At 66.8% G+C, this 23297-nt stretch carries 26 protein-coding genes; 9 read left to right on the forward strand and 17 right to left on the reverse strand.

Annotated elements, in window-relative coordinates; genetic code table 11:
• Nucleotides 1-11 precede the first annotated feature (11 nt).
• The 5 genes from EIP85_RS05110 to ccrA all read right to left on the reverse strand — a co-directional run bounded on the left by EIP85_RS05110 (nucleotide 12) and on the right by ccrA (nucleotide 4250).
• A complete protein-coding gene (locus EIP85_RS05110) occupies nucleotides 12-749 on the reverse strand; it encodes an SDR family oxidoreductase (RefSeq protein ID WP_127901084.1) in 738 nt (245 codons plus the stop codon).
• A gap of 1 nt (nucleotide 750) precedes the next feature.
• Complete coding sequence (locus tag EIP85_RS05115) at nucleotides 751-987, reverse strand: Lrp/AsnC family transcriptional regulator (protein WP_127901085.1); 237 nt, start codon at nucleotides 985-987, stop codon at nucleotides 751-753.
• A 114-nt stretch (nucleotides 988-1101) separates the two neighbouring features.
• Entirely contained in the window at nucleotides 1102-2622 is a 1521-nt protein-coding gene (locus tag EIP85_RS05120; RefSeq protein WP_164871644.1) for an ATP-dependent DNA helicase, read from the reverse strand.
• Nucleotides 2623-2674: 52 nt separating this feature from the next.
• Nucleotides 2675-2857 carry a hypothetical protein gene (locus EIP85_RS05125; RefSeq protein WP_127901086.1) on the reverse strand — a complete coding sequence of 61 codons (183 nt, stop codon included), beginning with the start codon at nucleotides 2855-2857 and terminating at the stop codon, nucleotides 2675-2677.
• A gap of 103 nt (nucleotides 2858-2960) precedes the next feature.
• The gene (gene ccrA, locus EIP85_RS05130; protein ID WP_127901087.1) at nucleotides 2961-4250 is read right to left on the reverse strand and encodes a crotonyl-CoA carboxylase/reductase; all 1290 of its coding nucleotides are present in this window, start codon (nucleotides 4248-4250) and stop codon (nucleotides 2961-2963) included.
• A 247-nt stretch (nucleotides 4251-4497) separates the two neighbouring features.
• On the opposite strand from ccrA, the gene EIP85_RS05135 reads away from it, so the two are divergent.
• The 4 genes from EIP85_RS05135 (at nucleotide 4498) to EIP85_RS05150 (ending at nucleotide 8734) form a co-directional block, all read left to right on the forward strand.
• Nucleotides 4498-6510, forward strand: a complete 2013-nt coding sequence (locus EIP85_RS05135; protein ID WP_127901088.1) for a methylmalonyl-CoA mutase family protein — start codon at nucleotides 4498-4500, stop codon at nucleotides 6508-6510.
• A gap of 31 nt (nucleotides 6511-6541) precedes the next feature.
• A complete protein-coding gene (locus tag EIP85_RS05140; RefSeq protein WP_127901089.1) occupies nucleotides 6542-6913 on the forward strand; it encodes a DUF6455 family protein in 372 nt (123 codons plus the stop codon).
• A 70-nt stretch (nucleotides 6914-6983) separates the two neighbouring features.
• Nucleotides 6984-7688: a purine-nucleoside phosphorylase gene (deoD, locus tag EIP85_RS05145; protein ID WP_127901090.1), complete on the forward strand. Its 705-nt coding sequence runs from the start codon at nucleotides 6984-6986 to the stop codon at nucleotides 7686-7688.
• Nucleotides 7689-7750: 62 nt separating this feature from the next.
• Nucleotides 7751-8734 carry an aldo/keto reductase gene (locus EIP85_RS05150; RefSeq protein ID WP_127901091.1) on the forward strand — a complete coding sequence of 328 codons (984 nt, stop codon included), beginning with the start codon at nucleotides 7751-7753 and terminating at the stop codon, nucleotides 8732-8734.
• Nucleotides 8735-8833: 99 nt separating this feature from the next.
• On the opposite strand, the gene EIP85_RS05155 is transcribed toward EIP85_RS05150, so the two are convergent.
• From EIP85_RS05155 to EIP85_RS05205, 11 genes are all read right to left on the reverse strand, one after another.
• Entirely contained in the window at nucleotides 8834-9697 is an 864-nt protein-coding gene (locus tag EIP85_RS05155) for an urea carboxylase-associated family protein (RefSeq protein ID WP_127901092.1), read from the reverse strand.
• Between the two features lie 50 nt (nucleotides 9698-9747).
• Entirely contained in the window at nucleotides 9748-9951 is a 204-nt protein-coding gene (locus EIP85_RS05160) for a hypothetical protein (protein WP_127901093.1), read from the reverse strand.
• A 10-nt stretch (nucleotides 9952-9961) separates the two neighbouring features.
• Nucleotides 9962-10741 (reverse strand): succinate dehydrogenase iron-sulfur subunit, encoded by a 780-nt coding sequence (locus EIP85_RS05165; protein ID WP_127901094.1) that lies wholly within the window; start codon nucleotides 10739-10741, stop codon nucleotides 9962-9964.
• A gap of 3 nt (nucleotides 10742-10744) precedes the next feature.
• The gene (locus tag EIP85_RS05170; protein ID WP_127901178.1) at nucleotides 10745-11047 is read right to left on the reverse strand and encodes a hypothetical protein; all 303 of its coding nucleotides are present in this window, start codon (nucleotides 11045-11047) and stop codon (nucleotides 10745-10747) included.
• 2 nt (nucleotides 11048-11049) lie between these two features.
• Nucleotides 11050-12852 (reverse strand): succinate dehydrogenase flavoprotein subunit, encoded by a 1803-nt coding sequence (sdhA, locus tag EIP85_RS05175; protein ID WP_127901095.1) that lies wholly within the window; start codon nucleotides 12850-12852, stop codon nucleotides 11050-11052.
• A 3-nt stretch (nucleotides 12853-12855) separates the two neighbouring features.
• Nucleotides 12856-13239 (reverse strand): succinate dehydrogenase, hydrophobic membrane anchor protein, encoded by a 384-nt coding sequence (gene sdhD, locus EIP85_RS05180; protein WP_127901096.1) that lies wholly within the window; start codon nucleotides 13237-13239, stop codon nucleotides 12856-12858.
• Between the two features lie 11 nt (nucleotides 13240-13250).
• On the reverse strand, nucleotides 13251-13640 hold the full coding sequence (gene sdhC / locus EIP85_RS05185; RefSeq protein ID WP_127901097.1) for a succinate dehydrogenase, cytochrome b556 subunit: 390 nt from the start codon (nucleotides 13638-13640) through the stop codon (nucleotides 13251-13253).
• Between the two features lie 194 nt (nucleotides 13641-13834).
• Nucleotides 13835-14863, reverse strand: a complete 1029-nt coding sequence (locus tag EIP85_RS05190; RefSeq protein WP_127901098.1) for a MaoC family dehydratase — start codon at nucleotides 14861-14863, stop codon at nucleotides 13835-13837.
• A gap of 4 nt (nucleotides 14864-14867) precedes the next feature.
• Nucleotides 14868-15422, reverse strand: coding sequence for an NnrU family protein (locus EIP85_RS05195; protein ID WP_127901099.1), 555 nt, complete (start codon nucleotides 15420-15422; stop codon nucleotides 14868-14870).
• 10 nt (nucleotides 15423-15432) lie between these two features.
• Nucleotides 15433-16317, reverse strand: coding sequence for an HpcH/HpaI aldolase/citrate lyase family protein (locus tag EIP85_RS05200; RefSeq protein ID WP_127901100.1), 885 nt, complete (start codon nucleotides 16315-16317; stop codon nucleotides 15433-15435).
• An 87-nt stretch (nucleotides 16318-16404) separates the two neighbouring features.
• A complete protein-coding gene (locus EIP85_RS05205; protein ID WP_127901101.1) occupies nucleotides 16405-17655 on the reverse strand; it encodes a urate hydroxylase PuuD in 1251 nt (416 codons plus the stop codon).
• Nucleotides 17656-17753: 98 nt separating this feature from the next.
• Between EIP85_RS05205 and EIP85_RS05210 the strand changes: the two genes are divergently transcribed.
• On the forward strand, nucleotides 17754-18662 hold the full coding sequence (locus tag EIP85_RS05210) for a LysR family transcriptional regulator (RefSeq protein WP_127901102.1): 909 nt from the start codon (nucleotides 17754-17756) through the stop codon (nucleotides 18660-18662).
• Nucleotides 18663-18665: 3 nt separating this feature from the next.
• On the opposite strand, the gene uraH is transcribed toward EIP85_RS05210, so the two are convergent.
• A complete protein-coding gene (uraH, locus tag EIP85_RS05215) occupies nucleotides 18666-19031 on the reverse strand; it encodes a hydroxyisourate hydrolase (RefSeq protein ID WP_127901103.1) in 366 nt (121 codons plus the stop codon).
• A 157-nt stretch (nucleotides 19032-19188) separates the two neighbouring features.
• Between uraH and puuE the strand changes: the two genes are divergently transcribed.
• The 4 genes from puuE (at nucleotide 19189) to EIP85_RS05235 (ending at nucleotide 23224) form a co-directional block, all read left to right on the forward strand.
• Nucleotides 19189-20604, forward strand: a complete 1416-nt coding sequence (puuE, locus tag EIP85_RS05220) for an allantoinase PuuE (protein ID WP_127901104.1) — start codon at nucleotides 19189-19191, stop codon at nucleotides 20602-20604.
• Nucleotides 20601-21443, forward strand: coding sequence for a bifunctional allantoicase/(S)-ureidoglycine aminohydrolase (locus EIP85_RS05225; RefSeq protein WP_127901105.1), 843 nt, complete (start codon nucleotides 20601-20603; stop codon nucleotides 21441-21443). Before puuE ends, EIP85_RS05225 begins: the two co-directional genes overlap by 4 nt.
• Nucleotides 21444-21510: 67 nt before the next feature.
• Nucleotides 21511-21999, forward strand: coding sequence for an ureidoglycolate lyase (locus EIP85_RS05230; protein WP_127901106.1), 489 nt, complete (start codon nucleotides 21511-21513; stop codon nucleotides 21997-21999).
• 220 nt (nucleotides 22000-22219) lie between these two features.
• Complete coding sequence (locus EIP85_RS05235) at nucleotides 22220-23224, forward strand: LLM class flavin-dependent oxidoreductase (RefSeq protein WP_127901107.1); 1005 nt, start codon at nucleotides 22220-22222, stop codon at nucleotides 23222-23224.
• Nucleotides 23225-23297: the final 73 nt, after the last annotated feature.

A 23297-nucleotide genomic window follows, 5' to 3' on the forward strand; every position in this document is an offset into this window, starting at 1 on the left:
CCGGGCGCCCCTCACCCGCGCCCGACGAAGGGCATCTTCGTCGCCATGATCGTCATGAACTGCACGTTGGTCGACAGGGGCAGGCTCGCCATATGCAGCACCGCGTCGGCGACCTCGCCCACGCCCATCATCGCCTCCGGCCTGATCGAGCCGTCGGCCTGCGGCACACCCTTGGCCTGTGGCGCCGCCATCTCGGTCGCCGCATTGCCAATATCGATCTGCCCGCAGGCGATGTCGAACGGCCGCCCGTCAAGCGACAGCGTCTTGGTCAGCCCCGTAACCGCATGTTTTGTCGCGGTATATCCGACCGAGCCCGGCCGCGGCGCATGGGCGGAGATCGACCCGTTGTTGATGATCCGCCCGCCCTGAGGCGACTGCCGCCGCATATGGCCGAAGGCCGCGCGGGCGCAGAAGAACATGCCGTTGAGGTTCACCTGCACGGTGTCGAGCCAGTCCTGTACCGGCATCTCGTCGATCAGCGCCGCCGGCCGGAAGATGCCCGCGTTGTTGAACAGCGCGTCGATCCGTCCGAACCGCTCCGCCGCCGCAGCGAAAGTGGTCTCCACCGCCGCCGGATCCGCCACGTCGCAGGGCAAGGCCGCCGCCCCCGGATGCGCCGCCGCGACCTCCTCCAGCGGCTCCGCCCGCCGCGCGATTAGCCCGACCCGCCAGCCCGCCTCGAGGAACCTCTGCGCCGTCGCCCGGCCGATGCCAGAGCTTGCGCCGGTGACCAGAATGACCTTGGTCATCTCAGAACGCCTTGAAAGTCATGGTGGTCAGCGTCCGCTGTATCCCCGGGATCTCGAACAGGTTTTCCGCCAGAAAATGCCCGACATCGGCATCGTCGGGGATATAGACCTTGGCGATCAGGTCGTAATCGCCGGATGTCGAGTAAAGCTCGCTGACCACCTCGCGGTCGTAGATCGCGTCGGCCACCTCATAGGTCTTGCCGGGGGTGCAGCGGAACTGGACGAAGACGCATTGCATGCGGGGCCTCCCTTTTCGTTGCGGCCGAGACTAGAGCGGTTTTCCGGCAATGGAAACGGGGGCCATGCCCCCCATGCCCCCGGGCTACCTTCAACAGGATGAAAAGGGGGGGACCTACTCAGCCTCGAGCGCAAGCGGCGCCGTGCCGGTGGAAAGGTCCTCCACGCCCAGCGGCTCCGTCGGGCGGCCAAGGCGGTTGCGGACCACCCAGAGCAGCCGGTGCTCGGCCCGGGTGATCGCGACATAGGCGAGACGTTTCCAGAGCGGCAGCCCCGCCTCCATCCGACCCATCTGCGCCGCCACCCAGAGGTCTGGGGCGAAGACCTGCACCGTCGGCCATTGGGAGCCCTGCGCCTTGTGGATAGTCACGGCCGCGCCATGCAGGAAAGCCGCCCCCATGCGCGCGGCGGAGGGGATGAAGGGCTCCTCTTCGCCCGGCATCTCGATCTTGATGATCGAGGCGGCGGAAAGCCTCGGCTCTTCCGCCCCGATGACATAGAGCTTTGAAAACCCGGGCTTGTTTCCGGGGCCGAGGTAGATCACCTGCGCGCCCTTGATCAGGCCCCGCGCCTCCAGGTCGATGCGCTTCTTGCGATGCTTCAGCGGCAGCTCGATCCCGTCGCAGATCAGCGGCTCCCCCGGCAGCAGCGCATCGGGCGGCGCGCCATAGGCAGAACGGAAGGCCTGGATCAGCTTGATCCGCGTGACGTTGCGCCAGACGAGGACGGGGCTGCGGGCCATCAGCCCGGCCTCCACCCGCTGCGCCATCTGCACCCGGTCGTCGCGCCGCGCGGCGTCTTCCACCATCCGCTCGAAATCCGGGAAGGTCAGATCGGGATCGGCCAGCGCATGGGCGAGGTCGAGGATCGGGTTGTCATCCGCCTGCCGGTGGATGCGGTGCAGCACCAGCCGCCGGCCTTCGGATAGCTTGTCGAAGACCATCTCTCCCGACTGCCCCACGGGGGCCAGCTGTGCCGGATCGCCGAACATGACCAGCGTCGGGAATATCTCCTTCAGATCCTCGAACTGGCGTTCGTCGAGCATGGAGCTTTCGTCGACGAAGCCGATGTCCAGCGGCTCCTCCCGACGCTTCCAGCCCTTGATGAAATCCGAGCCGCGCAGCCCCGCCGCGGCCAGCGCCCCGGGGATCGATTTCACCACGTCGTAGAAGGCCTTGGCACGGTCGAGAGCGGTGTCGGTCAGCCCCTCGACCTCCGGCCGCTCGCCCTGGCCGGCCAGCCATTCGGCGATGCGCTCGTATTGCGGGTCGTAGACCGGGGTGTAGAGGATGCGGTGGATCGTCGTCGCCGGCACGCCGCGGTTGCGCAGCACGCTCGCCGCCTTGTTGGTGGGCGCGAGGATCGCCAGGGTGCGCCGGTCCTTGCGCTTGCGACCCTCGTAATCTCCGGACACGACCTCCACCCCCGCCTCGACCAGGGCCTTGTAGAGGCTGGCGAGCAGCATCGTCTTGCCCGATCCGGCCTTGCCGACCACGGCCAGAACGCTCGGTTTGCCGGGCGCCTCGGGGCTGAGGCTGCCCTCGTCCGGATCGACGCCGGCGGCGCGCAGCACCTCGGCGAGCCGGTCCCAGGCCTCTGCCTGATCTTCAGAAAATTCTATTGCGGGCAGAGCCATGCGCGGACCCTAGTCGAGCCCGCGGCGGGACGCCAGCGGCAAGGCCGGCCGCTCAATGCCGATCGGCCGGCGGGTGGTGGTGAAGGGGGGCGGCTTCGCGCCCGCGCCGCTCGCCGATGTCGCGGCGGGCCGCGTCCAGCGCCTCATCCGCCTTGCCGGCCAGCTCGGCCAGGCCGTTCACCCGGGCAAAGGTGCCCAGGTCCGTCAGCACGTCTATGATCCACTCATATGCCATGGCCCGCCCCGCGTTACGCCTGCAGGACAGGCCAGTTTCATTAACAAATGCCTAATTCGGCGGTCGGAAGCATTAAATCGGACCATGGCGATGCGGCGCGACCTCAGGCGCGGGCCGCTTCCAGTGTATCCTCGAAGGTCCGAAGCCCTGGGCGCGGCGCCTGCACCAGCACCGCCATGTTGCCCGGCTTGTGCTGGTTCCGGCGCATCTTCATATGCGCCGCCGGAATCTCCGCCCAGGGAAACACCTCCGACATCGCCGGATCGAGCCGGCGTTCGATCATCAGCTTGTTGGCCGCGCTCGCCTGCTTGAGGTTGGCGAAATGGCTGCCCTGCACCCGCTTCTGATGCATCCAGAGGTAGCGAGCATCGAGGGTGAGATTGTAACCGGTGGTCCCGGCGCAGATCACCACCATGCCCCCCCGCTTCACCAGGAAAACCGAGACGGGGAAGGTCGCCTCGCCCGGATGCTCGAAGACCATGTCGACATTCACGCCCTTGCCGGTGATGTCCCAGATGGCCTTGCCGAACTTCCGCGCCTCGGCGAACCAGGCCTTGTACTCCGGCGTGTTGACCTTGGGCATCTGGCCCCAGCAGTCGAACTCCTTGCGGTTGATCACGCCCTTCGCCCCGAGGCCAAGGACGAAGTCGCGCTTGTCCTCTTCCGAGATCACGCCGATCGCATTGCCGCCCCCGGTATTCACCAGCTGGATCGCGTAGGAGCCGAGGCCGCCCGAAGCGCCCCAGATCAGCACGTTGTCGCCCGGGTTCAGGACATGCGGCTTGTGGCCAAACAGCATCCGGTAGGCGGTGGCGAGCGTCAACGTGTAACAGGCGCTCTCCTCCCAGGTCAGGTGGCGCGGGCGCGGCATCAGCTGCTGCGCCTGCACGCGCGTGAACTGCGCAAAGGAGCCGTCAGGCGTCTCGTAGCCCCAGATCCGCTGGGAGGGCGAGAACATCGGGTCGCCGCCGTTGCATTCCTCGTCGTCCCCGTCGTCCTGGTTGCAGTGGACGACGACCTCGTCCCCCACCTTCCAGCGCGTCACCTTGCTGCCGACCGCCCAGACGATGCCCGAGGCGTCGGAGCCCGCGATGTGATAGGGCATGCGATGTCCGTCGAAGGGGCTGATCGGCAGGCCGAGCGCGGCCCAGACGCCGTTGTAATTCACCCCCGCCGCCATGACGAGAACCAGGACCTCGTGACTGTCGATGGTCCAGGTGTCGACCACCTCGACCTGCATCGCAGTCTCCGGCTCTCCATGCCGCTCGCGCCGGATCGCCCAGGCGTACATCTTGGCCGGCACATGGCCGAGGGGCGGCATTTCGCCCAGCTCGTAAAGGTCCTTCACCGGGGCCTCGTAGGGGATGATGCCCGGGGCGGTATCGAGGGCCATTCTCGTCTCCATCATCACGCCGCATCGCAGAATCGCAGTCTAGCTGTGGGTCAGGATGGCAAAAGAGTGAGTAACTTTGCAATATAATTCATAACAAATTTGTAATTTTGTGTCTCATATAATTTTCATCCGTTGAAATCATTGACATTTTCCGAACCGCTCCGGCGCCGCAACGCGGCAATTGACAGAGATACATTCTTCCATCTACGAATACTTTTATGACATAAAGTTACCATAAGGTCTGAGCATGCCCTCGAAGGACAAACCCTGGCTGTTCCGCACCTATGCCGGCCATTCCACGGCTGCGGCCTCGAATGCGCTCTTCCGGGCCAATCTCGCCAAGGGGCAGACCGGTCTTTCCGTGGCCTTCGACCTGCCGACCCAGACCGGTTACGACGCCGACGATCAACGCGCCCGGGGCGAGGTTGGAAAGGTGGGCGTGCCGGTCTGCCATCTCGGCGACATGCGCGCGCTCTTCGAGGGAATCCCGCTTGGGCAGATGAACACCTCGATGACGATCAACGCCACCGCGCCCTGGCTGCTGGCGCTCTACATCGCGGTGGCGGAAGAACAGGGAGCGGACGTCGCCGGCCTCCAAGGCACGGTGCAGAACGACATCATCAAGGAATACCTCTCCCGCGGCACCTATATCTACCCGCCCGCGCCCTCGCTGCGGATGATCACCGACGTGGCTGCGTTCACCGCCAAGGCGATGCCGAAATGGAACCCGATGAACGTCTGTTCCTACCACCTGCAGGAGGCGGGCGCGACGCCGGATCAGGAACTGGCCTTTGCACTCGCCACCGCATGCGCCGTGCTCGACGACCTGCGCACCAAGGTCGCGGCAGAGGCCTTCCCCGCCATGGTCGGCCGCATCTCCTTCTTCGTGAACGCGGGCATCCGCTTCGTCACCGAACTCTGCAAGATGCGCGCGTTCACCGAGCTATGGGACGAGCTCTGCCAGACGCGATACGGGATCGACGACGCCCGCCACCGCCGTTTCCGCTACGGTGTGCAGGTGAACTCGCTCGGCCTGACCGAGCAGCAGCCGGAGAACAACACCCACCGCATCCTGATCGAGATGCTGGCGGTGACGCTGTCCAAATCCGCCCGCGCCCGGGCGGTGCAGCTTCCCGCCTGGAACGAGGCGCTGGGACTGCCCCGCCCCTGGGACCAGCAATGGTCCCTCCGCATGCAGCAGATTCTGGCCTATGAGACGGACCTGCTGGAATACGAGGATCTTTTCGACGGCAACCCGGCCATTGCCGCCAAGGTCGCGGCGCTGAAGGAAGGCGCGCTGGCCGAGCTTGCGCAGATCGACGGCATGGGCGGCGCGGTCTCTGCCATCGCCTACATGAAGGGTCGTCTGGTCGAAGCCAACGCCGAGCGCCTTGCCCGGATCGAGAGCGGCGAGACCACGGTCGTCGGCGTCAACCGCTGGCGGGAGACGGAGGGAGGCCCGCTCACCGCCGGCGACGGCGCCTTCCTCGTGGTCGACCCGACGGCCGAGCGCGACCAGGTCGCACGGTTGAAGGCCTGGCGCGCCGCGCGCGATCCCGTGGAGGTGCTCGCCAGCCTCGCAGCACTCCGCGAGGCGGCCCTTTCGGGAGCGAACATCATGCCGCCCTCGATCGCCGCAGCAAAGGCTGGCGCGACCACGGGCGAATGGGCTGGCGTTCTGCGCCAGGCCTTCGGCGAATACCGCGCGCCGACCGGCGTCTCCCCCGCCCCCTCCAACCGCACCGAGGGGCTGGAGGAGATCCGGGAGGCGGTCGACGTGCTCTCCGCCCGGCTTGGCCGCAGGCTCTCGCTTCTCCTCGGCAAGCCGGGGCTCGATGGCCACTCCAATGGCGCCGAGCAGATCGCCGCCCGCGCCCGCGACTGCGGCATGGAGATCAGCTACGACGGCATCCGCCTTACCCCGGCCGAGATCGTCGCCGCGGCGGAGGAGAAGTCCGCCCATGTCATCGGCCTCTCCATCCTCTCCGGCAGCCACCTGCCCCTGGTTGCCGATGTTATGGCGCGGCTTGCGGCGGCGGGCCTCGCCCATGTGCCCGTCATCGTCGGCGGCATCATCCCGGAGAGCGACATCGCCAGCCTCCGCGCCCTCGGCGTGGCAGCGGTCTACACGCCGAAGGATTTCGAGCTGAACCGCATCATGCTGGAGATCGTCGCCCTCGCCGGTGCAACGGCCACAAAGGCACCCCGACCCCTTCGCCATTTGCGCCAGATCAATCCGCAGGGCTCCGCGCCGCTGTAATCTCCGCTCACCCGATTGGAGGGATTGAGCCATGTTGCACGCCCTGAAAGATGTCCATGACCACCTGAAGGCGGCCCATGACCGGCGCCGCCAATTGCAGGAAATCGACGCGCTCGATGATCGCGACATCGAGGAGCTCGGCCTAACCCGTGCAGAGCTGCGGGAGGTCATCACCGTCTCCGCCGAGGTCCGCGAGCGCATGGCGGCGATGGCGGCACGCCACGGCCTCGACCGGACCCGGCTGGAGGACCTGAGGCAGGACTATGTCCATCTCCTCGACGTCTGCGCGCATTGCGATGCCGCCGGGAAATGCGCCGAGTATCTCGCCGACGAGAGCCGCGGACCCACGGCGGCCGGCTTCTGCCCGAACCACGCCGATTACCTCGCCCTCCGCGAGGACTGATCCGGCCGAATGCCTCTGGACGCCACAGCCCGCCCGGCTAGGCTGGGCGGATCGTTATTCCGGAGGCCCCATGACCACCCATATCGGCGCGAAATCTGGCGAGATCGCCGAAACAGTGCTTCTGCCAGGTGATCCCTACCGTGCCCGCTGGGCGGCGGAGAACTTTCTTGAGAACCCGCGTCTCATCAACGAGGTGCGCGGGATGCTGGGCTTCACCGGCACCTGGCGCGGGCATGACGTGACGATCCACGGCACCGGCATGGGGATGCCCTCGCTCTCGATCTACGTGAACGAGATGATCCGCGACTTCGGTGCCAAGACCCTGATCCGCATCGGGTCTGCCGGCGCCATGCAGCCGCAGGTGAAGGTGCGCGACGTGGTGCTGGCGATGAGCGCCTCTACTCTTTCCACCCCCTCGCGCGGAATCTTCCGCGAACTGAACTTCGCCCCCACCGCGGATTACGCGCTGCTCGCCGCCGCCCATGCCGCCGCAAAGGAGAAGGGGATCCCGATCCATGCTGGCGGGATCTATTCCTCCGACGTCTTCTACGACGAGCGGCCCGACCTGAACGAGCAGATGACCCGCCACGGCGTGCTCTGCGTCGAGATGGAGACAGCCGAGCTCTACACGCTTGCCGCCCGCCACGGCGCCCGGGCGCTTTCGGTTCTGACGATCTCCGACCACCTGCTGACGCATGAGGCACTCCCCGCCTCGGACCGCGAGCGGAGCTTCGGGGACATGGTGGAGATCGCGCTTGAGGCCGCCTTCGCCTGAGCGCCCTTGACCTTCCGGCCCGGGGGGACAAGTTTCCCCGGGCACAGGACAGGGACAATACAATGAAGAAACGGCAACTCGGGGCGGGCGGCCCTCTGGTGGGCGCGGTCGGCCTCGGCTGCATGAGCTTCGCGGGCTTCTACGGCGAAACCGACGAGGCGGAGGGCCATGCCTGCCTCGATGCCGCCGTAGAGCTTGGGGTCGATTTCCTCGACACCTCCAACATCTACGGAATGGGCCGTTCGGAGAACGTGATCGGCAGCTGGCTCGCCACGCGTAAACCAAATGTGGTGATCGCCACCAAGGCCGGGATCGTGCCCCGTCCGGAGCGCCGCTTCGACAATTCCGAACAGCACCTGCGGAGCGAGCTCGAAGGCTCGCTGAAGCGGCTTGGCGTGGATCACGTCGATCTCTTCTACGTCCACCGGCGCGAGGCCGACCGCCCGATCGAGGAGGTCGTGGGCACGCTGAAGGCGCTGATCGACGAGGGCAAGATCGGCGGCTATGGCCTGTCCGAGGTCGCGCCCACGACGCTCCGCCGGGCCCATGCGGAACATCCCTGCCGGGCGGTGCAGAATGAATACTCGCTCTGGACCCGCCAGCCCGATCTCGGGATGGTGCAGGCCTGCGCCGAGCTGGGCGTGGCCTTCGTGCCCTTCTCCCCCCTCGGACGCGGCATCTTCGGCGAGACATTCCCCGACCCCACGCGCTTCGGCGAGGCCGACTTCCGCCGCAGCAACCCGCGTTTCATGGAACCGAACTTCAGCGCCAACTGCGCCGCAATCGAGGGTTTCAAGACCTTCGCCCGCTCCCGCGGCTGGTCGGTTCCCGCCGCGGCGCTCGCCTGGACCCTTGACCAGGGTCCGCACGTGATCCCGATCCCCGGCACCCGCAGCGCGGCCCACCTGCGCGAACTCGCCACCGCCGACGACATCTCCTTCACCGACGATGACCGCGCCGAAATCGCCCGCCTCCTGCCGCTCGGCTTCGCCCACGGCCCGCGCTACAGCTACGCGCAGTACTTCGGCGTCGAGGTCTACGGCTGATTTTTTCCTGGCCGAAATACTCCCGCCGGAGGCGCGCGGCCTGACCGTGAGGCGCGTCTGGCGGGAATACCCGGACCAGGGTGAAGCGGGTGAGGCCGGCTAGAGGCCGTGGCTCCGGTCGTAAGAGTTCGGCTCGGGGCTGTGCCAGCCGGCGAGGGCACCCGCGGCGGGACGGAAGACCTCCACCAGCATCGGATGGCAGGCGGCCGTGTCGCTTGAATGCTCGGTCGAGCAGTCGCCGCCCGGACAGGCAGAGAGGCTGCCCAGAAGGTCGATCTCGGCGAACATCTCCAGGTAATCGCCGGGGCGGACTGGCGAGGCCTTCATGAAGTACTGCCCGGTCTCGGGCACGAAACCCGTACACATGAAGACGTTCAGGACGTCATGCACCAGCGCCTCGGCCTCCGCCGGGGCGAGGTTGCGGGCCTCGGCCAGGGCGCGGGTGAGGTTGGAATGGCAGCAGTGATGGTAGGTGCCACCCGCCAGAAGCCGGTTCGTGTAGGGGTCGCAGCGGGTGCCGATCACGTCATGAACCGATCCCCCGAAGCTGTCGAAGCCGTACCAGTCGAGCGTATCGGCCGTAATCGTCGCAATAGGCCGCATCCAGGGTAAGGAGGACCACATTCGATCCCCCGTCGACAGATGCGTGCCGTGCAGTGCGCGGGTCTTTCCGGAGTAGAACCGCTCGGACAGGTTCGCGGCGTTCCAGAGGTTGAGGTCGCCCACCTGGGGCCCCTCGATGCAGGTTATACGGAAGAAGCTGCCGGCCGGCACCTCGAAACATCCGGCGTCGCGCGGGGCGATCACGATTTCGGCCACCTTTTCTGCCCCCCCGCGGGCGGCGCGGTAAAGGGCGAGATCGGGCGCGGGCAGGGTTTCCGGCGGATAGGCCACGACGGGCGCGATGGCCCGGCGGGTGGCCGCATCAGCGGGGGCGGCGGTTTCCGGGTGGGAGAGTTTCATCGCGGCTCCTCGGGCTTTTGGCGGCACGATGGGGGTGCCGCCCGCCAGCGTCAAGCCGCCCGGTCACGCAGGCAGTCGCGGGGCCGCTTGCCGGGGTCGAGGTCCATCTCTGCCCCGCAGGCGGCGCAGCGGAAATGCCCCGGCGCGACGGAACGATCCTCGCGCCAGCGGCAGGCGCGGGTGAGAGTCGAACCGCGCCGCATCCACCACATGCCGAAGAAGATGGCGATGATGACGATCGGGAAGAGGGCCACGCTTTTGCCCTCAGACCACCCGCTCCACCATCATGTGCTTGATCTCCGCGATCGCCTTGGCCGGGTTCAGCCCCTTCGGGCAGGTCTTGGCGCAGTTCATGATCGTATGGCAGCGGTAGAGCTTGAACGGATCCTCCAGATCGTCCAGCCGCTCACCCGTCGCCTCGTCGCGCGAGTCAATGATCCAGCGGTAGGCATGAAGCAGAGCCGCCGGGCCAAGGTAGCGGTCCGAGTTCCACCAGTAGCTCGGGCAAGCGGTGGAGCAGGACGCGCACATGACGCATTCATAGAGCCCGTCGAGCTTCTTGCGATCCTCGATCGACTGGCGCCATTCCTTCTGCGGCGCGTTCGTCTTGGTCTCGAGCCAGGGCATGATCGAGGCGTGCTGGGCGTAGAAATGCGTCAGATCCGGCACCAGATCGCGCACGACCGCCATATGCGGCAGCGGGTAGATGCGGACATCGCCTTTGATCTCGTCGAGACCGTAAATGCAGGCAAGGTGGTTCGCCCCGTCGATGTTCATCGCGCAGGAGCCGCAGATCCCCTCGCGGCAGGAGCGCCGGAAGGTCAGCGTCGGATCGATCTCGTTCTTGATCTTGATCAGCGCGTCGAGAACCATGGGCCCGCATTTGTCCATGTCGACGAAATAGGTGTCGACCCGCGGGTTCTCGCCGTCATCCGGCGTCCAGCGGTAGATCAGAAACTTGCGGACGTTCTTCGCACCTTCCGGCTTAGGCCAGGTCTTGCCGGTGCGGATCTTCGAGTTCTTGGGAAGTGTGAGCTGGACCATCTGTCATCCCTTCCAGTCGGGTCGGTCATAAAGCGGCCGCCGCGGGGGCTGGCCGGATTCCCGCTGAACGCAGGAGGCATAGACTTGCGACGGGTCGCGACCCGTCAGCCAATCGGAGCTGATCTCGACATCGCCCTGGGCGAAGCGCGCCCCGCCGGTGCCGAAGCCGAAGCCCAGGGTGCCGCGCGGATGGCTGGCAAGCTGCGCCTGGCGGAAGCAGTCGGCCTCGGCCTGTTCGACCGGCACCGGGCCGCAGGCGGCCGCAAGGGCCGCCAGCGACAGGGCGCAGGCCGGGGCCGGACGCATGATCAATAGACCCGCTTCTTCGGCGCGATCCGCTTCAGCTCGATCCCGCCATCGGCCTCGGCAGTCAGCGGATCTACATGCACCGGGCGGTAGTCGAGCGTCACCTTGGTACCGTCGATCTTCGCCAGCGTGTGCTTGCGCCAGTTGGTGTCGTCGCGCTCGGGGTAATCCTCGTGCGCATGGGCGCCGCGGCTTTCCTTGCGCGCCTCGGCGCCAGTGATCGTGGCCAGCGCGTTGGGCATGAGGTTCGTCAGCTCCAGCGTCTCCATCAGGTCGGAGTTCCAGAACAGCGACCGGTCGGTCACCGAGATGTCGGAAAGCTTCGCCGCCACCGCGTCCATCTTCTTGACGCCCTCGGCGAGCGTCTTGTCGGTACGGAAGACGGCTGCATCGGCCTGCATGGTGCGCTGCATCTCGAGCCGCAGATTCGCCGTCGGCACCGCGCCCTTGGCGTAGCGCAGCCCGTCGAACCGGGCGAGGATATCGTCCACCGCCGCTTTGTTCGTCGCCGGAACCGATGCGTCCTTGTCGATCACCTGCCCTGCCCGGATCGCCGCCGCGCGGCCGAAGACCACAAGGTCGATCAGCGAGTTGGAGCCAAGCCGGTTCGCGCCATGAACCGAGGCGCAGCCCGCCTCGCCCACCGCCATCAGGCCGGGGAAGATCTGGTCCGGACTCTCGGTCGTCGGGTTCAGCACCTCGCCCCAGTAGTTCGTCGGGATGCCGCCCATGTTGTAATGCACCGTCGGCAGGACCGGGATCGGCTGCTTGGTCACATCGACACCGGCGAAGATGCGGGCGCTTTCCGAGATGCCCGGCAGTCGTTCCTGCAGCGTCTCGGCCGGGATGTGGGAAAGGTTGAGGAAGATGTGGTCCTTCTCCTCGCCCACGCCGCGGCCCTCGCGGATCTCCATCGTCATGCAGCGCGAGACGACGTCGCGGCTGGCGAGATCCTTGTAGTGGGGCGCGTAGCGTTCCATGAACCGCTCGCCCTCGGAGTTCGTCAGATACCCGCCCTCGCCACGCGCGCCTTCCGTGATCAGGCAGCCGGAGCCGTAGATCCCGGTGGGGTGGAACTGCACGAATTCCATGTCCTGCAGCGCGAGGCCCGCGCGCGCCACCATGCCGCCGCCGTCGCCGGTGCAGGTATGCGCCGAGGTGGCGGAGAAATAGGCCCGGCCATAGCCGCCGGTGGCCAGCACCACGGTCTTGGCGTTGAAGACATGGATCGTGCCGTCATCGAGCTTCCAGGCCACGATGCCGGTGCAGGCGCCATCGGTGATGACCAGGTCGATGGCGAAATATTCGATGAAGAACTCGGCCTTTTGCTTCAGAGACTGGCCGTAGAGCGTGTGCAGGATCGCGTGGCCGGTCCGGTCGGCCGCGGCGCAGGTGCGCTGCACGGGCGGGCCCTCGCCGAACTCGGTGGTGTGGCCGCCGAAGGGGCGCTGGTAGATCTTGCCCTCTTCTGTGCGCGAGAAGGGCACGCCGTAATGTTCCAGCTCGTAGACCGCGGCCGGGGCGGCGCGGACCATGTATTCCATCGCGTCGGTGTCGCCGAGCCAGTCAGAGCCCTTGATCGTGTCGTAGAGGTGCCACTGCCAGTTGTCGGGCCCCATGTTCGAAAGGCTCGCGGCGATGCCGCCCTGCGCCGCGACCGTGTGCGAGCGAGTCGGGAAGACCTTGGTCACGCAGGCTGTGCGCAGCCCCTGCTCGGCCATGCCCAGCGTCGCGCGCAGCCCCGCGCCACCGGCGCCCACCACGACGACGTCATAGTCATGGGTTTCATATTCGTAGGCTGCCATGCGTCAGGCTCCGTGGCTCAGCGCGAGGCGGACGAGGGCCAGGATGCCCGTCGCCATCGCGGCATAGGTTATGCAGGTCACCGCGATGATCAGCGCCTTGCGCGTCACGCCGTGCCAGTAGTCCTCGATCATCATCTGCGCGCCCATCTTCAGGTGATGCAGGGCGGTGATGACCGTCAGCCCCGCCACTATCGCCGGGAAGGGCCGGGCGTAATAGGCGGTGACCTCGGCGTAGCTGTGGCCGAGGATATGGCCGAAGGTGAAGATGAAGAGCGGCACCAGGATCACAAGCGCCACCGCGCTCACCTGCATCGACCAGTGGTGATGCGTCCCGGTATGGGCGGCCCCGAGGCCCGTCGCGCGCTTGCGGTCGGTCAGATATTGCATCGCTCGCCCCCTCAGATCACGATCGCGGTCAGGATCGTCAGCACGACCGAGCCGATTATGACGCCCCAGCCGAGCTTCGTCGCCATCTCGATCTCCAGCCCGCGGCCCGAGTCCCACCACAGGTGCCGCAGCCCGGCGAGGAAATGGTACCAGACGGCCCAGAGCGACAGGAACATGACGAGCTGGCCGATCCAGCTTGTGATCACAAAGTTGGCAACATTGAAGTACGACTGCGAAGTCGCCGCGGCCAGAAGCCACCAGACGATCAGCACCGCGGCCACGATCAGCGCATTGCCTGTGATTCGAGTGATGATCGAGGTGACGGACGTGATCTGAGGCCTGTAATACGGCCCGAGCATGAACGGCGACAACGGCCGTTGCGGCGCTTTTGCCTCTGCCATGGCGATTCCTCTCTCTTGCAACCGGCCGGGAGCGGCGCCCGGTCGAGGTCTCCGACCCGATCAATAGAGGTTTTTTCGCCCAAGTCACGTCCCGAGGCGGGACGGAACGCCAAATTGAGGCTGCAAATGCAGAAAAATCACCGGACGTGATCACGCGCCGGATCGTTGTGATCACAAGATCGCAGAAAACCCGGCTACCGCGGGATCAGGACCCAGTAGTCGAGGTCCAGCAGCACCTCGGGCAAGTATTTGCCCTCCGCCCCCCTGAGCGCGAAGGGCGCCGCGCCCTCCTTCACCGCCACCAGCCGCAGCCGCAGCGCACCGACGCTCGGCACCCCGGTCTCGGCCTTGTCGAGCACCTCCGACCAGGCACGCACCGTGTCGCCCGCGAAACAGGGATTGGCGTGGGTGCCGCCGTTAAGCGCCACGATCATCTGGGCGTTTGCGAGCCCGTTGAAGCTCAGCGCGCGGGCAAGGCTGATGACATGGCCGCCGTAGATCAGCCGCCGCCCGTCGGGCCGCCGGGTGGCGTCGAAATGCACCTTGGCCGTGTTCTGCCAGAGGCGGGTGGCGAGCATGTGCTCGGCCTCCTCCACCGTCACGCCGTCGACATGGTCGATGGTCTCGCCCACGGCATAATCGCCCCAGCGGTGCGGCTCGCCCGCAAGCGAGAAGTCGTAGCCCTCGAAACGCAGCCCCTCGGACACCACCAGCGCCTCCGCCGGGACCGCTTTCGCCAGTTCAGGCACCACCGGCTCGGCCGCGGGTCCGCTGCCGCGCTTTTTCACCAGCACCCAGCGGACGTATTCCAGCACCGCCTCGCCGTGCTGGTTCAGCCCGGTCGTGCGCACCCAGACCACACCGGCCGCGCCGCCGGAGGTCTCCCTGAGCCCGATCACCTCGGACCTTGCGCGCAGCGTGTCACCCGGCCAGACCGGGTGCAGCCAGCGGCCCTCGGCATAGCCGAGATTGGCCACCGCGTTCAGCGAGATGTCCGGAACAGTCTTGCCGAAGACCAGGTGGAAGGCCGCGAGATCGTCGATCGGCGAGGCCTTGAGACCACAGGCCCGCGCGAATTCGTCGGAGGAATAAAGTGCCCCCCGCGCAGGGTAGAGCGCGTGGTAAAGTGCCCTTTCCCCGCCCGAGACGGTGCGCGGCACGGCATGGGCGATCACCTCGCCCAGGCGGTAGTCCTCGAAGAAACGGCCCGCGCCGGTCTTCATCGTGTCACCCATAAGTTCCGGTGAACGGGTTGAGGCCCAGCATCATGTGGATCTTGGTGATCAGCCCGTACATCACCAGCGCGATCACGACGAGGACGAGATCCCGCTTGATCCCGCCGGGGGCCGGCCGAACCCAGGGCCCGGCGCGGTTGATCGACGCCATCTCGACCACGGCCCAGAGGCCGATACCGCCGAAAAGCACGATTGAGGCCCAGTCGTTATGCACGATCAGATGCGCGACCGCCCAGAGCACCGTGCCCCAGAGCATCGGATGGCGGATCTTCGTCCACAGAACCCCCTTCGACATGCCCGCGCCGAAGACCACGACGGCGATCAGCATGATCAGGTTGTTCAGATGTCCCCCACCCGGGATCACGACGAGGCTCGCCATGCCCCCGGTCTGCCAGTAGCCCAGCACCATCAGCACCAGTGCGACCAGAAGCGCGAGCGCCACCACGCCGCGCCCGGCCCCGCCCATCGCCGCCCGCGCCCCCGGCGCGAACCGCTTGAAGAGATGCGCGAGCCACCAGAGTGCCACGCCGAGAATGAGAAGCTCCATTATCCCTCCCTCAGGATGCCTTGAGTACCTGTTCCGCCACCGCCGCCTCCATCGCGGCGATCGCCTCGGCCCGGGCCAGAAGCCGCTCGGCCGTTGCGACATGGAGATTTTCCACGATCCGCCCGTCAAGCACCGCAACGCCCTGACCCGCCGCCCGGGCCGCCTCGAAGGCTGCGATCTGGCGGCGGGCGAGGTCCAGCTCCTCCGCGCCGGGCGCGAAGGCGCGGTTGGCGATCTCGATCTGGCGCGGGTGGATCACGGTCTTGCCGTCGAAGCCCATGTCGCGCCCTTGAGCGCATTCGGCCGCGGTGCCGGCGTCGTCCTTGAAGGCGTTGTAGACCCCATCGAGGCAGATCCGCCCCTCCGCCCGCGCGGCAAGAAGCGCCAGTTGCAGGCTGGTCATCAGGGGCATCCGGTCGGGCCGAGCGCGACAGCCGAGGTCCTTGGTCAGGTCGTTGGTGCCAAGCACAAAGCCCTGCATCCGGGGATGGGCGGCGATCTCGGCCGCGTTCAGAACGCCCTTCGGGGTCTCGATCATCGCCCAGAGCGGGACCTTCGGCAGAACCTCGGCCACCGCCTGAACATCGGCCGCGGAGCCGACCTTGGGGATCAGCACCGCGTCGGGCGCGGCGCGGGCCATCAACGCTGCATCCGCCGCGCCCCACTCGGTGTCGAAGCCGTTGATCCGCACGATCCGCGCGCGGCGGCCGAAATCCATCTGCGGCAGCGCATCGGCGAGAAAGGCGCGGGCAGAGGCCTTCTCCTCCGGCGCCACGGCATCTTCCAGGTCGAAGATGATCCCGTCGCAGGCCAGCATCTGCGCCTTTTCGAGCGCGCGCTGTCGCGAGGCCGGGATGTAGAGAACCGAGCGCCAGGGCCTCGCGTGCGGATCCATATGCGTCTCCTAGACCGTCAGATTCGTGCTAACACGAACGGACAGCCCGGGCGAGTGCGCAATCGGTCGCCCCGGGGGAGCGCGGGATCAGGAGCCCGTCTTCGGCCCCTCGCCCACCGCCGCGCGGTACCAGGCGACGATCTTGGCCCGCTCGGAAGCCTCGACCATGGAGACATTGGCCGGCGGCATCGCATCAGTCACTCCGGCCTCGAGGTAGATCATCTTCGCCTCATGGGCGACCTCGGCCGGCGTTTCCAGCCGCACGCCCTTCGGCGGCCAGAGGATGCCCGGGTAGCCGGGCTCGGCCGCATGGCACATCGAGCAGCGGGCCTGCACGATCTCCACCACATCCTTGAACCCCGGTGCCTGGGCAAAGCGCTGCTCGGCCTTGGCGGGCACGATGTCGCCGGTCTTGATGTTTCGGAAGAACAAGGGCGCGGTCGAGAGCCAGGCGATGACGACGAAGATCAGCGCGGTGACGAGCCAGGTCCAGGTCGGGTTGCCCTTCCGGGAGTGGCGGGAGTTGAAGTAGTGCCGGATCGTCACGCCCATCAGGAAGACGAGGCTGGCAATGATCCAGTTGTACTTCGTGGCGAAGGCCAGCGGGTAGTGGTTCGACAGCATCAGGAACAGGACGGGCAGCGTCAGGTAGTTGTTATGCGTCGACCGCTGCTTGGCGATCTTGCCGTATTTCGGGTCCGGCACGCGGCCCGCGATCAGGTCCGCCACCACGATCTTCTGGTTCGGGATGATGACGAAGAAGACGTTGCCGACCATGATCGTGCCGGTGAACGCGCCGAGGTGCAGCAGCGCCGCCCGCCCCGAGAAGACATGGGTATAGCCCCAGGCCATGCAGACCAGCAGCACGTAGAGGAGGATCATCAGCCGCGTGTTGTCGTCGCCGAACTTGGTCTTGCAGATGAAATCGTAGGCGATCCAGCCGAAGATCAGCGATCCCGCGGAGATCGCGATCGCCTCGGGCACTGTGAGTTTCATCACCGCCGGGTCGATCAGGAAGAGATGCGCCCCGGTGTAATAGACCAGGATCAGCAGGGCGAAGCCGGACAGCCATGTGAAATAGCTCTCGAACTTGAACCAGATCAGGTCCTCGGGCATCCGCTCCGGCGCCACGAGGTATTTCTGGATATGGTAGAAGCCGCCCCCGTGGACCTGCCACTCCTCGCCATCCGCCCCGCTCTCGAGATTGCGATCCCGGTGCAGGCCAAGGTCCAGAGCGATGAAGTAGAAGGAAGACCCGATCCAGGCGATGGCGGTGATCACATGCGTCCAGCGCACCGCGAATTCAATCCAGGATCCGATCACCGTCCAGTCGTACATCTTGCCTCTCCAGCTGACGTCTCGACGCTATACTGGCTCACACCTTTTTGTTAATCCGTCAAATAGCTGAGGACTTTCAAAGCCTGCCGGATAATCGAATGGCCTATGTGAACAACATCAAGATGTTCGTGCGTGTCTATGAATTGGGCAGCATGAGTGCGGCCGCGCGGGACCAGCGCACCTCTCCAGCCGTTGCCTCGGCGCGCGTTCTGGAACTGGAGAAGCATCTTGGCGTGCGGCTCTTCAACCGCACCACGCGCTCGCTCAAGGCGACGGAGAACGGGCGGCTGTTCTACGAGGGTGCGCGCAAGATCCTCGAGGCGATCGACGAGGCCGAGGCGACGGTGATCGACGCCACCCACAACCCGCGCGGCACGATTTTCGTCGCTGCCCCACTGGGGATCGGGCGTCGGCTGATCGCGCCACAGGTCCCTGTTTTCAAGGACGAATACCCGCAGATCGACGTGCGTCTGCGGCTTTCAGACCGGATCATCGACGTGACGGCCGAGGGGCTGGATGTTGCCTTCCACCTTGGCATCCTCGAGGACAGCGGGCTGAAGATCCGCGCCATCGCGGATTGCCCGCGCCTCCTCTGCGCGGCGCCCTCCTATATCGAGCGGCGGGGGATGCCGGCTGATGGCGAGGCGCTGCTGCGCGACAACCACGATTGCCTGAACCTGCGCTTCCCCGGCGCCAAGGAATTCCAGTGGACGCTGGAGACACCGGAAGGCCCGCGTCGGTTCGAGATCACCGGCCCGTTCGAATCGGACGATGGCGACGTGCTGACGCTCTGGGCGCTCGACGGTCGCGGCATCGTGCTGAAGCCCCGCTTCGAGGTGGCCGAGCATCTGAAGACGGGCCGCCTCGTCCCCGTGGCGGAGGCGACGCCGCCGCTGCCCGTCCAGCTCTCCTGCCTGACGCCGCACCGCAGGCTTCGCGACCCGAAGACCCGGCTCTTCGTCGATTTCATGATCGCCCGCTGCAAGGCCGCGGTGACCGACGCCTGAGCCTCAGCTCCCCCGGTAAGTCGAGTACCCGAAGGGCGAGAGGAGCAACGGCACGTGGTAATGGCTCTCGCCGTCGGAGATGCCGAAGCGGATCGGGATCACGTCGAGGAACCGCGGCGCCTCCGGCGCGGCACCGGTCGCGTCCAGGTAGGCGCCGGCGTGGAAGACCAGCTCGTAGATCCCGGGCGCGAACTGCCCCTGCGGCAGGATCGGCGCATCGGTGCGCCCGTCGGCATTGGTGATCGTCGAGTGAAGATGCGCCCGCCCCGCGCCCTCGATCCGGAAGAGGTCGATCCGCAGCCCCTCCGCCGGCACCCCGCGCGCCGTATCGAGCACATGCGTCGACAGGTATCCTGCACCTTGCGTCACTGTCCGTTCCTCCGGTCTCGGTCTGCAGCCCCGATAGTGCCGAAAGCCGCGCGGCAAAGCGATGGCCGATCGTCGAGACAGGTCTTTCAGGAAAAACTTGAAACTCCCGGGCTTTCTCCTGCCCTATCAAGGACAGGACAGCAGAACCGGAGGGACCATGAACCGCTATCCGCGCAACATGCTGGGCTACGGCCCGAAGGCCCCCGACCCGCGCTGGCCCGGCGACGCGAAAGTGGCCGTGCAGATCGTGCTGAACTACGAGGAAGGCGGCGAGAACTGCATACTGCATGGCGATGCCGCTTCCGAGGCGTTCCTCTCCGACATCGCCGGAGCCGCCCAATGGCCAGGCCAACGGCACTGGAACATGGAATCGATTTACGAATACGGCGCGCGCGCCGGGTTCTGGCGGCTGCACCGGCTCTTCACCGCAATGGACGTGCCGGTGACGATCTACGGCGTCGCAACGGCGCTGGCCCGCGCCCCGGAACAGGTCGCCGCGATGCAGGACGCGGGATGGGAGATCGCCTCCCACGGGCTGAAATGGGTCGAGCACAAGGACATGCCCGAGGCCGAGGAGCGCGCTGCGATCGCCGAGGCCGTGCGGCTTCATACCGAGGTCACAGGCACCCGCCCGACCGGCTGGTACACCGGGCGATGCTCGGCCAACACGGTGCGGCTCGTCGCCGAGGAGGGCGGCTTCGACTATATCTCCGACACCTATGACGACGACCTGCCCTACTGGATCGAGGTCGGAGAGCGTGACCAGCTGATCATCCCCTACACGCTTGAAGCCAATGACATGCGCTTCGCCACCGCACCCGGCTACATCACCGGCGAGCAGTTCTTCCAGTATCTGAAGGACGCCTTCGACACGCTGATGGCCGAGGGCGAGGCCGGCGAGAAGCGGATGATGTCGGTGGGCCTGCACTGCCGGCTGATCGGCCGACCGGGCAAGATGGCGGGTCTCAAGCGCTTCCTCGAATACGCCAAGGCGCAGGAGGGCGTCTGGTTCGCCCGCCGCATCGACATCGCCCGGCACTGGGCCGAAACCCATCCGCCGCAGCGCTTCGAGCGTCCCTCCCGGATGACCCGCGAGCGCTTCGTCGAGCGTTTCGGCGGCGTTTTCGAACATTCCCCCTGGATTGCCGAACGCGCCTGGGAGCTGGAGCTCAGCCCGGCGCACGACACCGCGATCGGGGTCCATTCCGTTCTCGCCCGCGCCTTCCGCTCGGCCACGCCCGAGGAGCGGCTTGGCGTGCTCACCGCCCACCCCGATCTCGCCGGCAAACTCGCCCAGGCGAAGCGGCTGACTGATGCCTCGACATCCGAACAGGCCTCCGCCGGGCTCGACGCGCTGACCGATGCCGAACGCGCGCGGTTCGAGACGCTCAACGCCGAGTATACGGAGAAGTTCGGCTTTCCCTTCATCATCGCCGTGCGCGATCACTCCAGGGCCGGGATCCTCGCCGCCTTCGAGCGCCGCTTCGGCAACGACCGAGAGACGGAGCTGGCCGAAGCCTGCGCCCAGGTCGAACGCATCGCCGCGCTGCGGCTCAAGGACATGTTGAAATGACCGGCTATTACGCGCCCAGGGGCGGGCTTCCGCCGCAGACAAGCCTGATGACCGGCCGCGCCGTCTTCACCGAGGCCTATGCCTTCATCCCGAAGGGCGTCTTCTCCGATATCGTGACCTCCTGCCTGCCGGGCTGGACGAAGACGCGCCTCTGGCTGATCGCGCGGCCGATGTCCGGCTTTTCCGAGACCTTCAGCCAGTATGTGATGGAGGTCGCCCCCGGCGGCGGATCGGACGCGCCGGAACCGGAGGCGGGGGCGGAATGCGTCCTCTTCGTCACCGAGGGCGAGGCCCAGCTGACCCTCGACGGGAAGGACCACACCCTTAAGGCCGGCGGTTATGCCTATATTCCGGCGGGCTGCCCCTGGCGGCTCTGGAACCGGGGCGCGGAGGCCGCGCGGTTCCACTGGGTCCGCAAGCTCTTCGAGCCCGCGCCCGGCCTGCCCGCGCCGGAGGCCTTCGTGACCTCCGATGCCGAGGTCGCCCCGACCGCGATGCCCGATACGGAGGGCCGCTGGGCCACCACCCGCTTCGTCGAGCCGGACGACCTGCGACACGACATGCATGTGAACATCGTCACCTTCCAGCCCGGCGGTGTCATCCCCTTCGAGGAGACGCATGTGATGGAGCACGGGCTCTACGTGCTGGAGGGCAAGGCCGTCTACAAGCTCAATCAGGACTGGGTGGAAGTGGAGGCCGGCGATTTCATGTGGCTCAGGGCCTATTGCCCACAGGCCTGCTACGCCGCCGGCCCCGGTCCGTTCCGGTACCTGCTTTACAAGGACGTGAACCGCCACGCCAAGCTTCGCGGCCCGGGCGCCTTCGGGGCAATGAAATGAGGCCCCTGCACGCCTTCCGTCCGGAAATATCCCGGGGGTGCGGGGGCAGCGCCCCCGTCTTCGCGGCATGAGCCGGGAGATCGCCGCACCCCCCCTGACCGCCGAGGCCTTCGCCCCTTTCGGCGACGTGCTCGACACCTCGGGGCCCTATGACAAGCTGATCAACCAGGGCCTTTGCGGGCGCTGGCACGATCGGGCGCGGCTCGACTTCGGGCCGGGCGGCCGGGCCGGGATCAGCCTGTTCCGGGCGGAACCCCGCGCCCTGCCCTACCGGCTGGAGATGGTGGAGCGGCATCCCGAGGGATCGCAGGCCTTCCTGCCGATGTCGCTCGATCCGTTCCTCGTCATCGTGGCGTCGGACGAGGGGGGCGCGCCGGGGCAGCCGGTGGCGTTCCTGACCCGGGCGGGACAGGGGATCAACCTGCACCGCGGGACATGGCACGGCGTGCTGACGCCGCTTCATGCGCCGGGGCTTTTCGCGGTGGTGGACCGGATCGGCCCGACGCCGAACCTCGAGGAGCACTGGTTCGACCGGCCCTGGACAGTGACGGGCTGAACCTTACCGGGATCTTAGCGGGGCGTTCCCGAAGCGCGTGCCTGGCTGCCAAAATCTGCGCAAACCATTGGTGCAGCTCGAAAAACCAAATACCGTTAAAGCACCGCTTTTGCACCGCTTTCGCACCGCATCCCGCCGGCGGACAGGGCCGCTTTCGGGCAAATGGCCTTTTCCTCGGCCCGTCGAGCGCCATATCCCTTGGGACATCCAAGGAGAGGCCATGATCCCCTATTCGATCCTCGATCTCGCGCCGGTGCCCGTGGGCGCGGAAACGGCGGACGCGCTTGCCAATTCTGTGGCCCTGGCGCGGCATGCCGAGGCGCTCGGCTACAATCGCTTCTGGCTGGCGGAGCATCACAACATGCCGGGCATCGCCTCGGCCGCGACGGCGGTGGTGATCGGCCATGTCGCCGGCGCGACGGAGAAGATCCGCGTCGGCTCTGGCGGGGTGATGCTGCCGAACCATTCGCCCCTGATGGTCGCGGAGGCCTTCGGGACGCTGGCGACGCTTTACCCGGGGCGCATCGACCTCGGCCTTGGCCGCGCGCCGGGAACCGACATGCTGACGGCCCGGGCGCTCCGGCGCGGCATGGACGGGGCGGACCGGTTCCCGGAGGACGTGGTGGAATTGATGGGCTTTCTGGGCGATGCGGAGCCGGGTCAGAAGGTGACGGCCCATCCCGGCGCGGGGACGCATGTGCCGGTCTGGATCCTCGGATCGAGCCTCTACGGCGCACAGCTCGCCGCTTACCTGGGGCTGCCCTATGCCTTCGCCTCCCATTTCGCGCCGCAGGCGCTGGAGCAGGCGATCGATGTCTACCGCCGCACCTTCCGGCCGTCGGCCAAACTCGCGGCGCCCTATTTCATGCTGGCGGCGAATGTCTTCGCGGGCGAGACCGATGCCGAGGGCGTTTTCCTGAAAAGCTCCAGCATGCAGGCCTTCGCCAATCTGCGTTCCGGCCGGCCGGGCAAGCTGCCGCGCCCGGTCGAGGGGGTGGAGGAGCTGATCGGCCCGGTGATGGCCGCGCAGGTGGGCGAAGCCCTGAGCTGCTCGGCCACGGGCGGGCCGGAGACGGTGCGCCGGGAACTGGGCGCGCTGATCGCGCGGTATCGGCCCGACGAGGTGATCCTGACGGGCAACATCCACGATTTCGGGGCCCGCAAGCGCAGCTTCGAGATCGCGGCGGAGGCGATGCAGACCCTCGGGGCAACCGCCGAGGCCTGAACCGGGTGGGGTGCGCAATGAATGCGCACCCTACGCGCTCTCGCGGTGAGGAGGGCCAGCGCCCGACTGCGGG

The organism is Solirhodobacter olei, assembly GCF_004010155.1.
Taxonomy (GTDB): domain Bacteria; phylum Pseudomonadota; class Alphaproteobacteria; order Rhodobacterales; family Rhodobacteraceae; genus Solirhodobacter; species Solirhodobacter olei.

Excerpts from the sequence above, each read along its gene's own strand:
- EIP85_RS05195 (WP_127901099.1), bottom strand. The coding sequence starts at position 15,422 with ATGGAGCTTCTCATTCTCGGCGTGGCACTCTGGTGGCTCGCGCATCTC.
- puuE (WP_127901104.1), top strand. The coding sequence starts at position 19,189 with ATGAACCGCTATCCGCGCAACATGCTGGGCTACGGCCCGAAGGCCCCC.
- EIP85_RS05190 (WP_127901098.1), bottom strand. The coding sequence starts at position 14,863 with ATGAAGACCGGCGCGGGCCGTTTCTTCGAGGACTACCGCCTGGGCGAG.
- sdhA (WP_127901095.1), bottom strand. The coding sequence starts at position 12,852 with ATGGCAGCCTACGAATATGAAACCCATGACTATGACGTCGTCGTGGTG.
- EIP85_RS05225 (WP_127901105.1), top strand. The coding sequence starts at position 20,601 with ATGACCGGCTATTACGCGCCCAGGGGCGGGCTTCCGCCGCAGACAAGC.
- EIP85_RS05140 (WP_127901089.1), top strand. The coding sequence starts at position 6,542 with ATGTTGCACGCCCTGAAAGATGTCCATGACCACCTGAAGGCGGCCCAT.
- EIP85_RS05205 (WP_127901101.1), bottom strand. The coding sequence starts at position 17,655 with ATGTACGACTGGACGGTGATCGGATCCTGGATTGAATTCGCGGTGCGC.
- EIP85_RS05230 (WP_127901106.1), top strand. The coding sequence starts at position 21,511 with ATGAGCCGGGAGATCGCCGCACCCCCCCTGACCGCCGAGGCCTTCGCC.
- sdhC (WP_127901097.1), bottom strand. The coding sequence starts at position 13,640 with ATGGCAGAGGCAAAAGCGCCGCAACGGCCGTTGTCGCCGTTCATGCTC.
- ccrA (WP_127901087.1), bottom strand. The coding sequence starts at position 4,250 with ATGGCCCTCGATACCGCCCCGGGCATCATCCCCTACGAGGCCCCGGTG.
- EIP85_RS05125 (WP_127901086.1), bottom strand. The coding sequence starts at position 2,857 with ATGGCATATGAGTGGATCATAGACGTGCTGACGGACCTGGGCACCTTT.
- EIP85_RS05115 (WP_127901085.1), bottom strand. The coding sequence starts at position 987 with ATGCAATGCGTCTTCGTCCAGTTCCGCTGCACCCCCGGCAAGACCTAT.
- EIP85_RS05155 (WP_127901092.1), bottom strand. The coding sequence starts at position 9,697 with ATGAAACTCTCCCACCCGGAAACCGCCGCCCCCGCTGATGCGGCCACC.
- EIP85_RS05135 (WP_127901088.1), top strand. The coding sequence starts at position 4,498 with ATGCCCTCGAAGGACAAACCCTGGCTGTTCCGCACCTATGCCGGCCAT.
- sdhD (WP_127901096.1), bottom strand. The coding sequence starts at position 13,239 with ATGCAATATCTGACCGACCGCAAGCGCGCGACGGGCCTCGGGGCCGCC.
- deoD (WP_127901090.1), top strand. The coding sequence starts at position 6,984 with ATGACCACCCATATCGGCGCGAAATCTGGCGAGATCGCCGAAACAGTG.
- EIP85_RS05150 (WP_127901091.1), top strand. The coding sequence starts at position 7,751 with ATGAAGAAACGGCAACTCGGGGCGGGCGGCCCTCTGGTGGGCGCGGTC.
- EIP85_RS05210 (WP_127901102.1), top strand. The coding sequence starts at position 17,754 with ATGGCCTATGTGAACAACATCAAGATGTTCGTGCGTGTCTATGAATTG.
- EIP85_RS05165 (WP_127901094.1), bottom strand. The coding sequence starts at position 10,741 with ATGGTCCAGCTCACACTTCCCAAGAACTCGAAGATCCGCACCGGCAAG.
- EIP85_RS05235 (WP_127901107.1), top strand. The coding sequence starts at position 22,220 with ATGATCCCCTATTCGATCCTCGATCTCGCGCCGGTGCCCGTGGGCGCG.
- EIP85_RS05120 (WP_164871644.1), bottom strand. The coding sequence starts at position 2,622 with ATGGCTCTGCCCGCAATAGAATTTTCTGAAGATCAGGCAGAGGCCTGG.
- EIP85_RS05200 (WP_127901100.1), bottom strand. The coding sequence starts at position 16,317 with ATGGATCCGCACGCGAGGCCCTGGCGCTCGGTTCTCTACATCCCGGCC.
- EIP85_RS05110 (WP_127901084.1), bottom strand. The coding sequence starts at position 749 with ATGACCAAGGTCATTCTGGTCACCGGCGCAAGCTCTGGCATCGGCCGG.
- EIP85_RS05170 (WP_127901178.1), bottom strand. The coding sequence starts at position 11,047 with ATGCGTCCGGCCCCGGCCTGCGCCCTGTCGCTGGCGGCCCTTGCGGCC.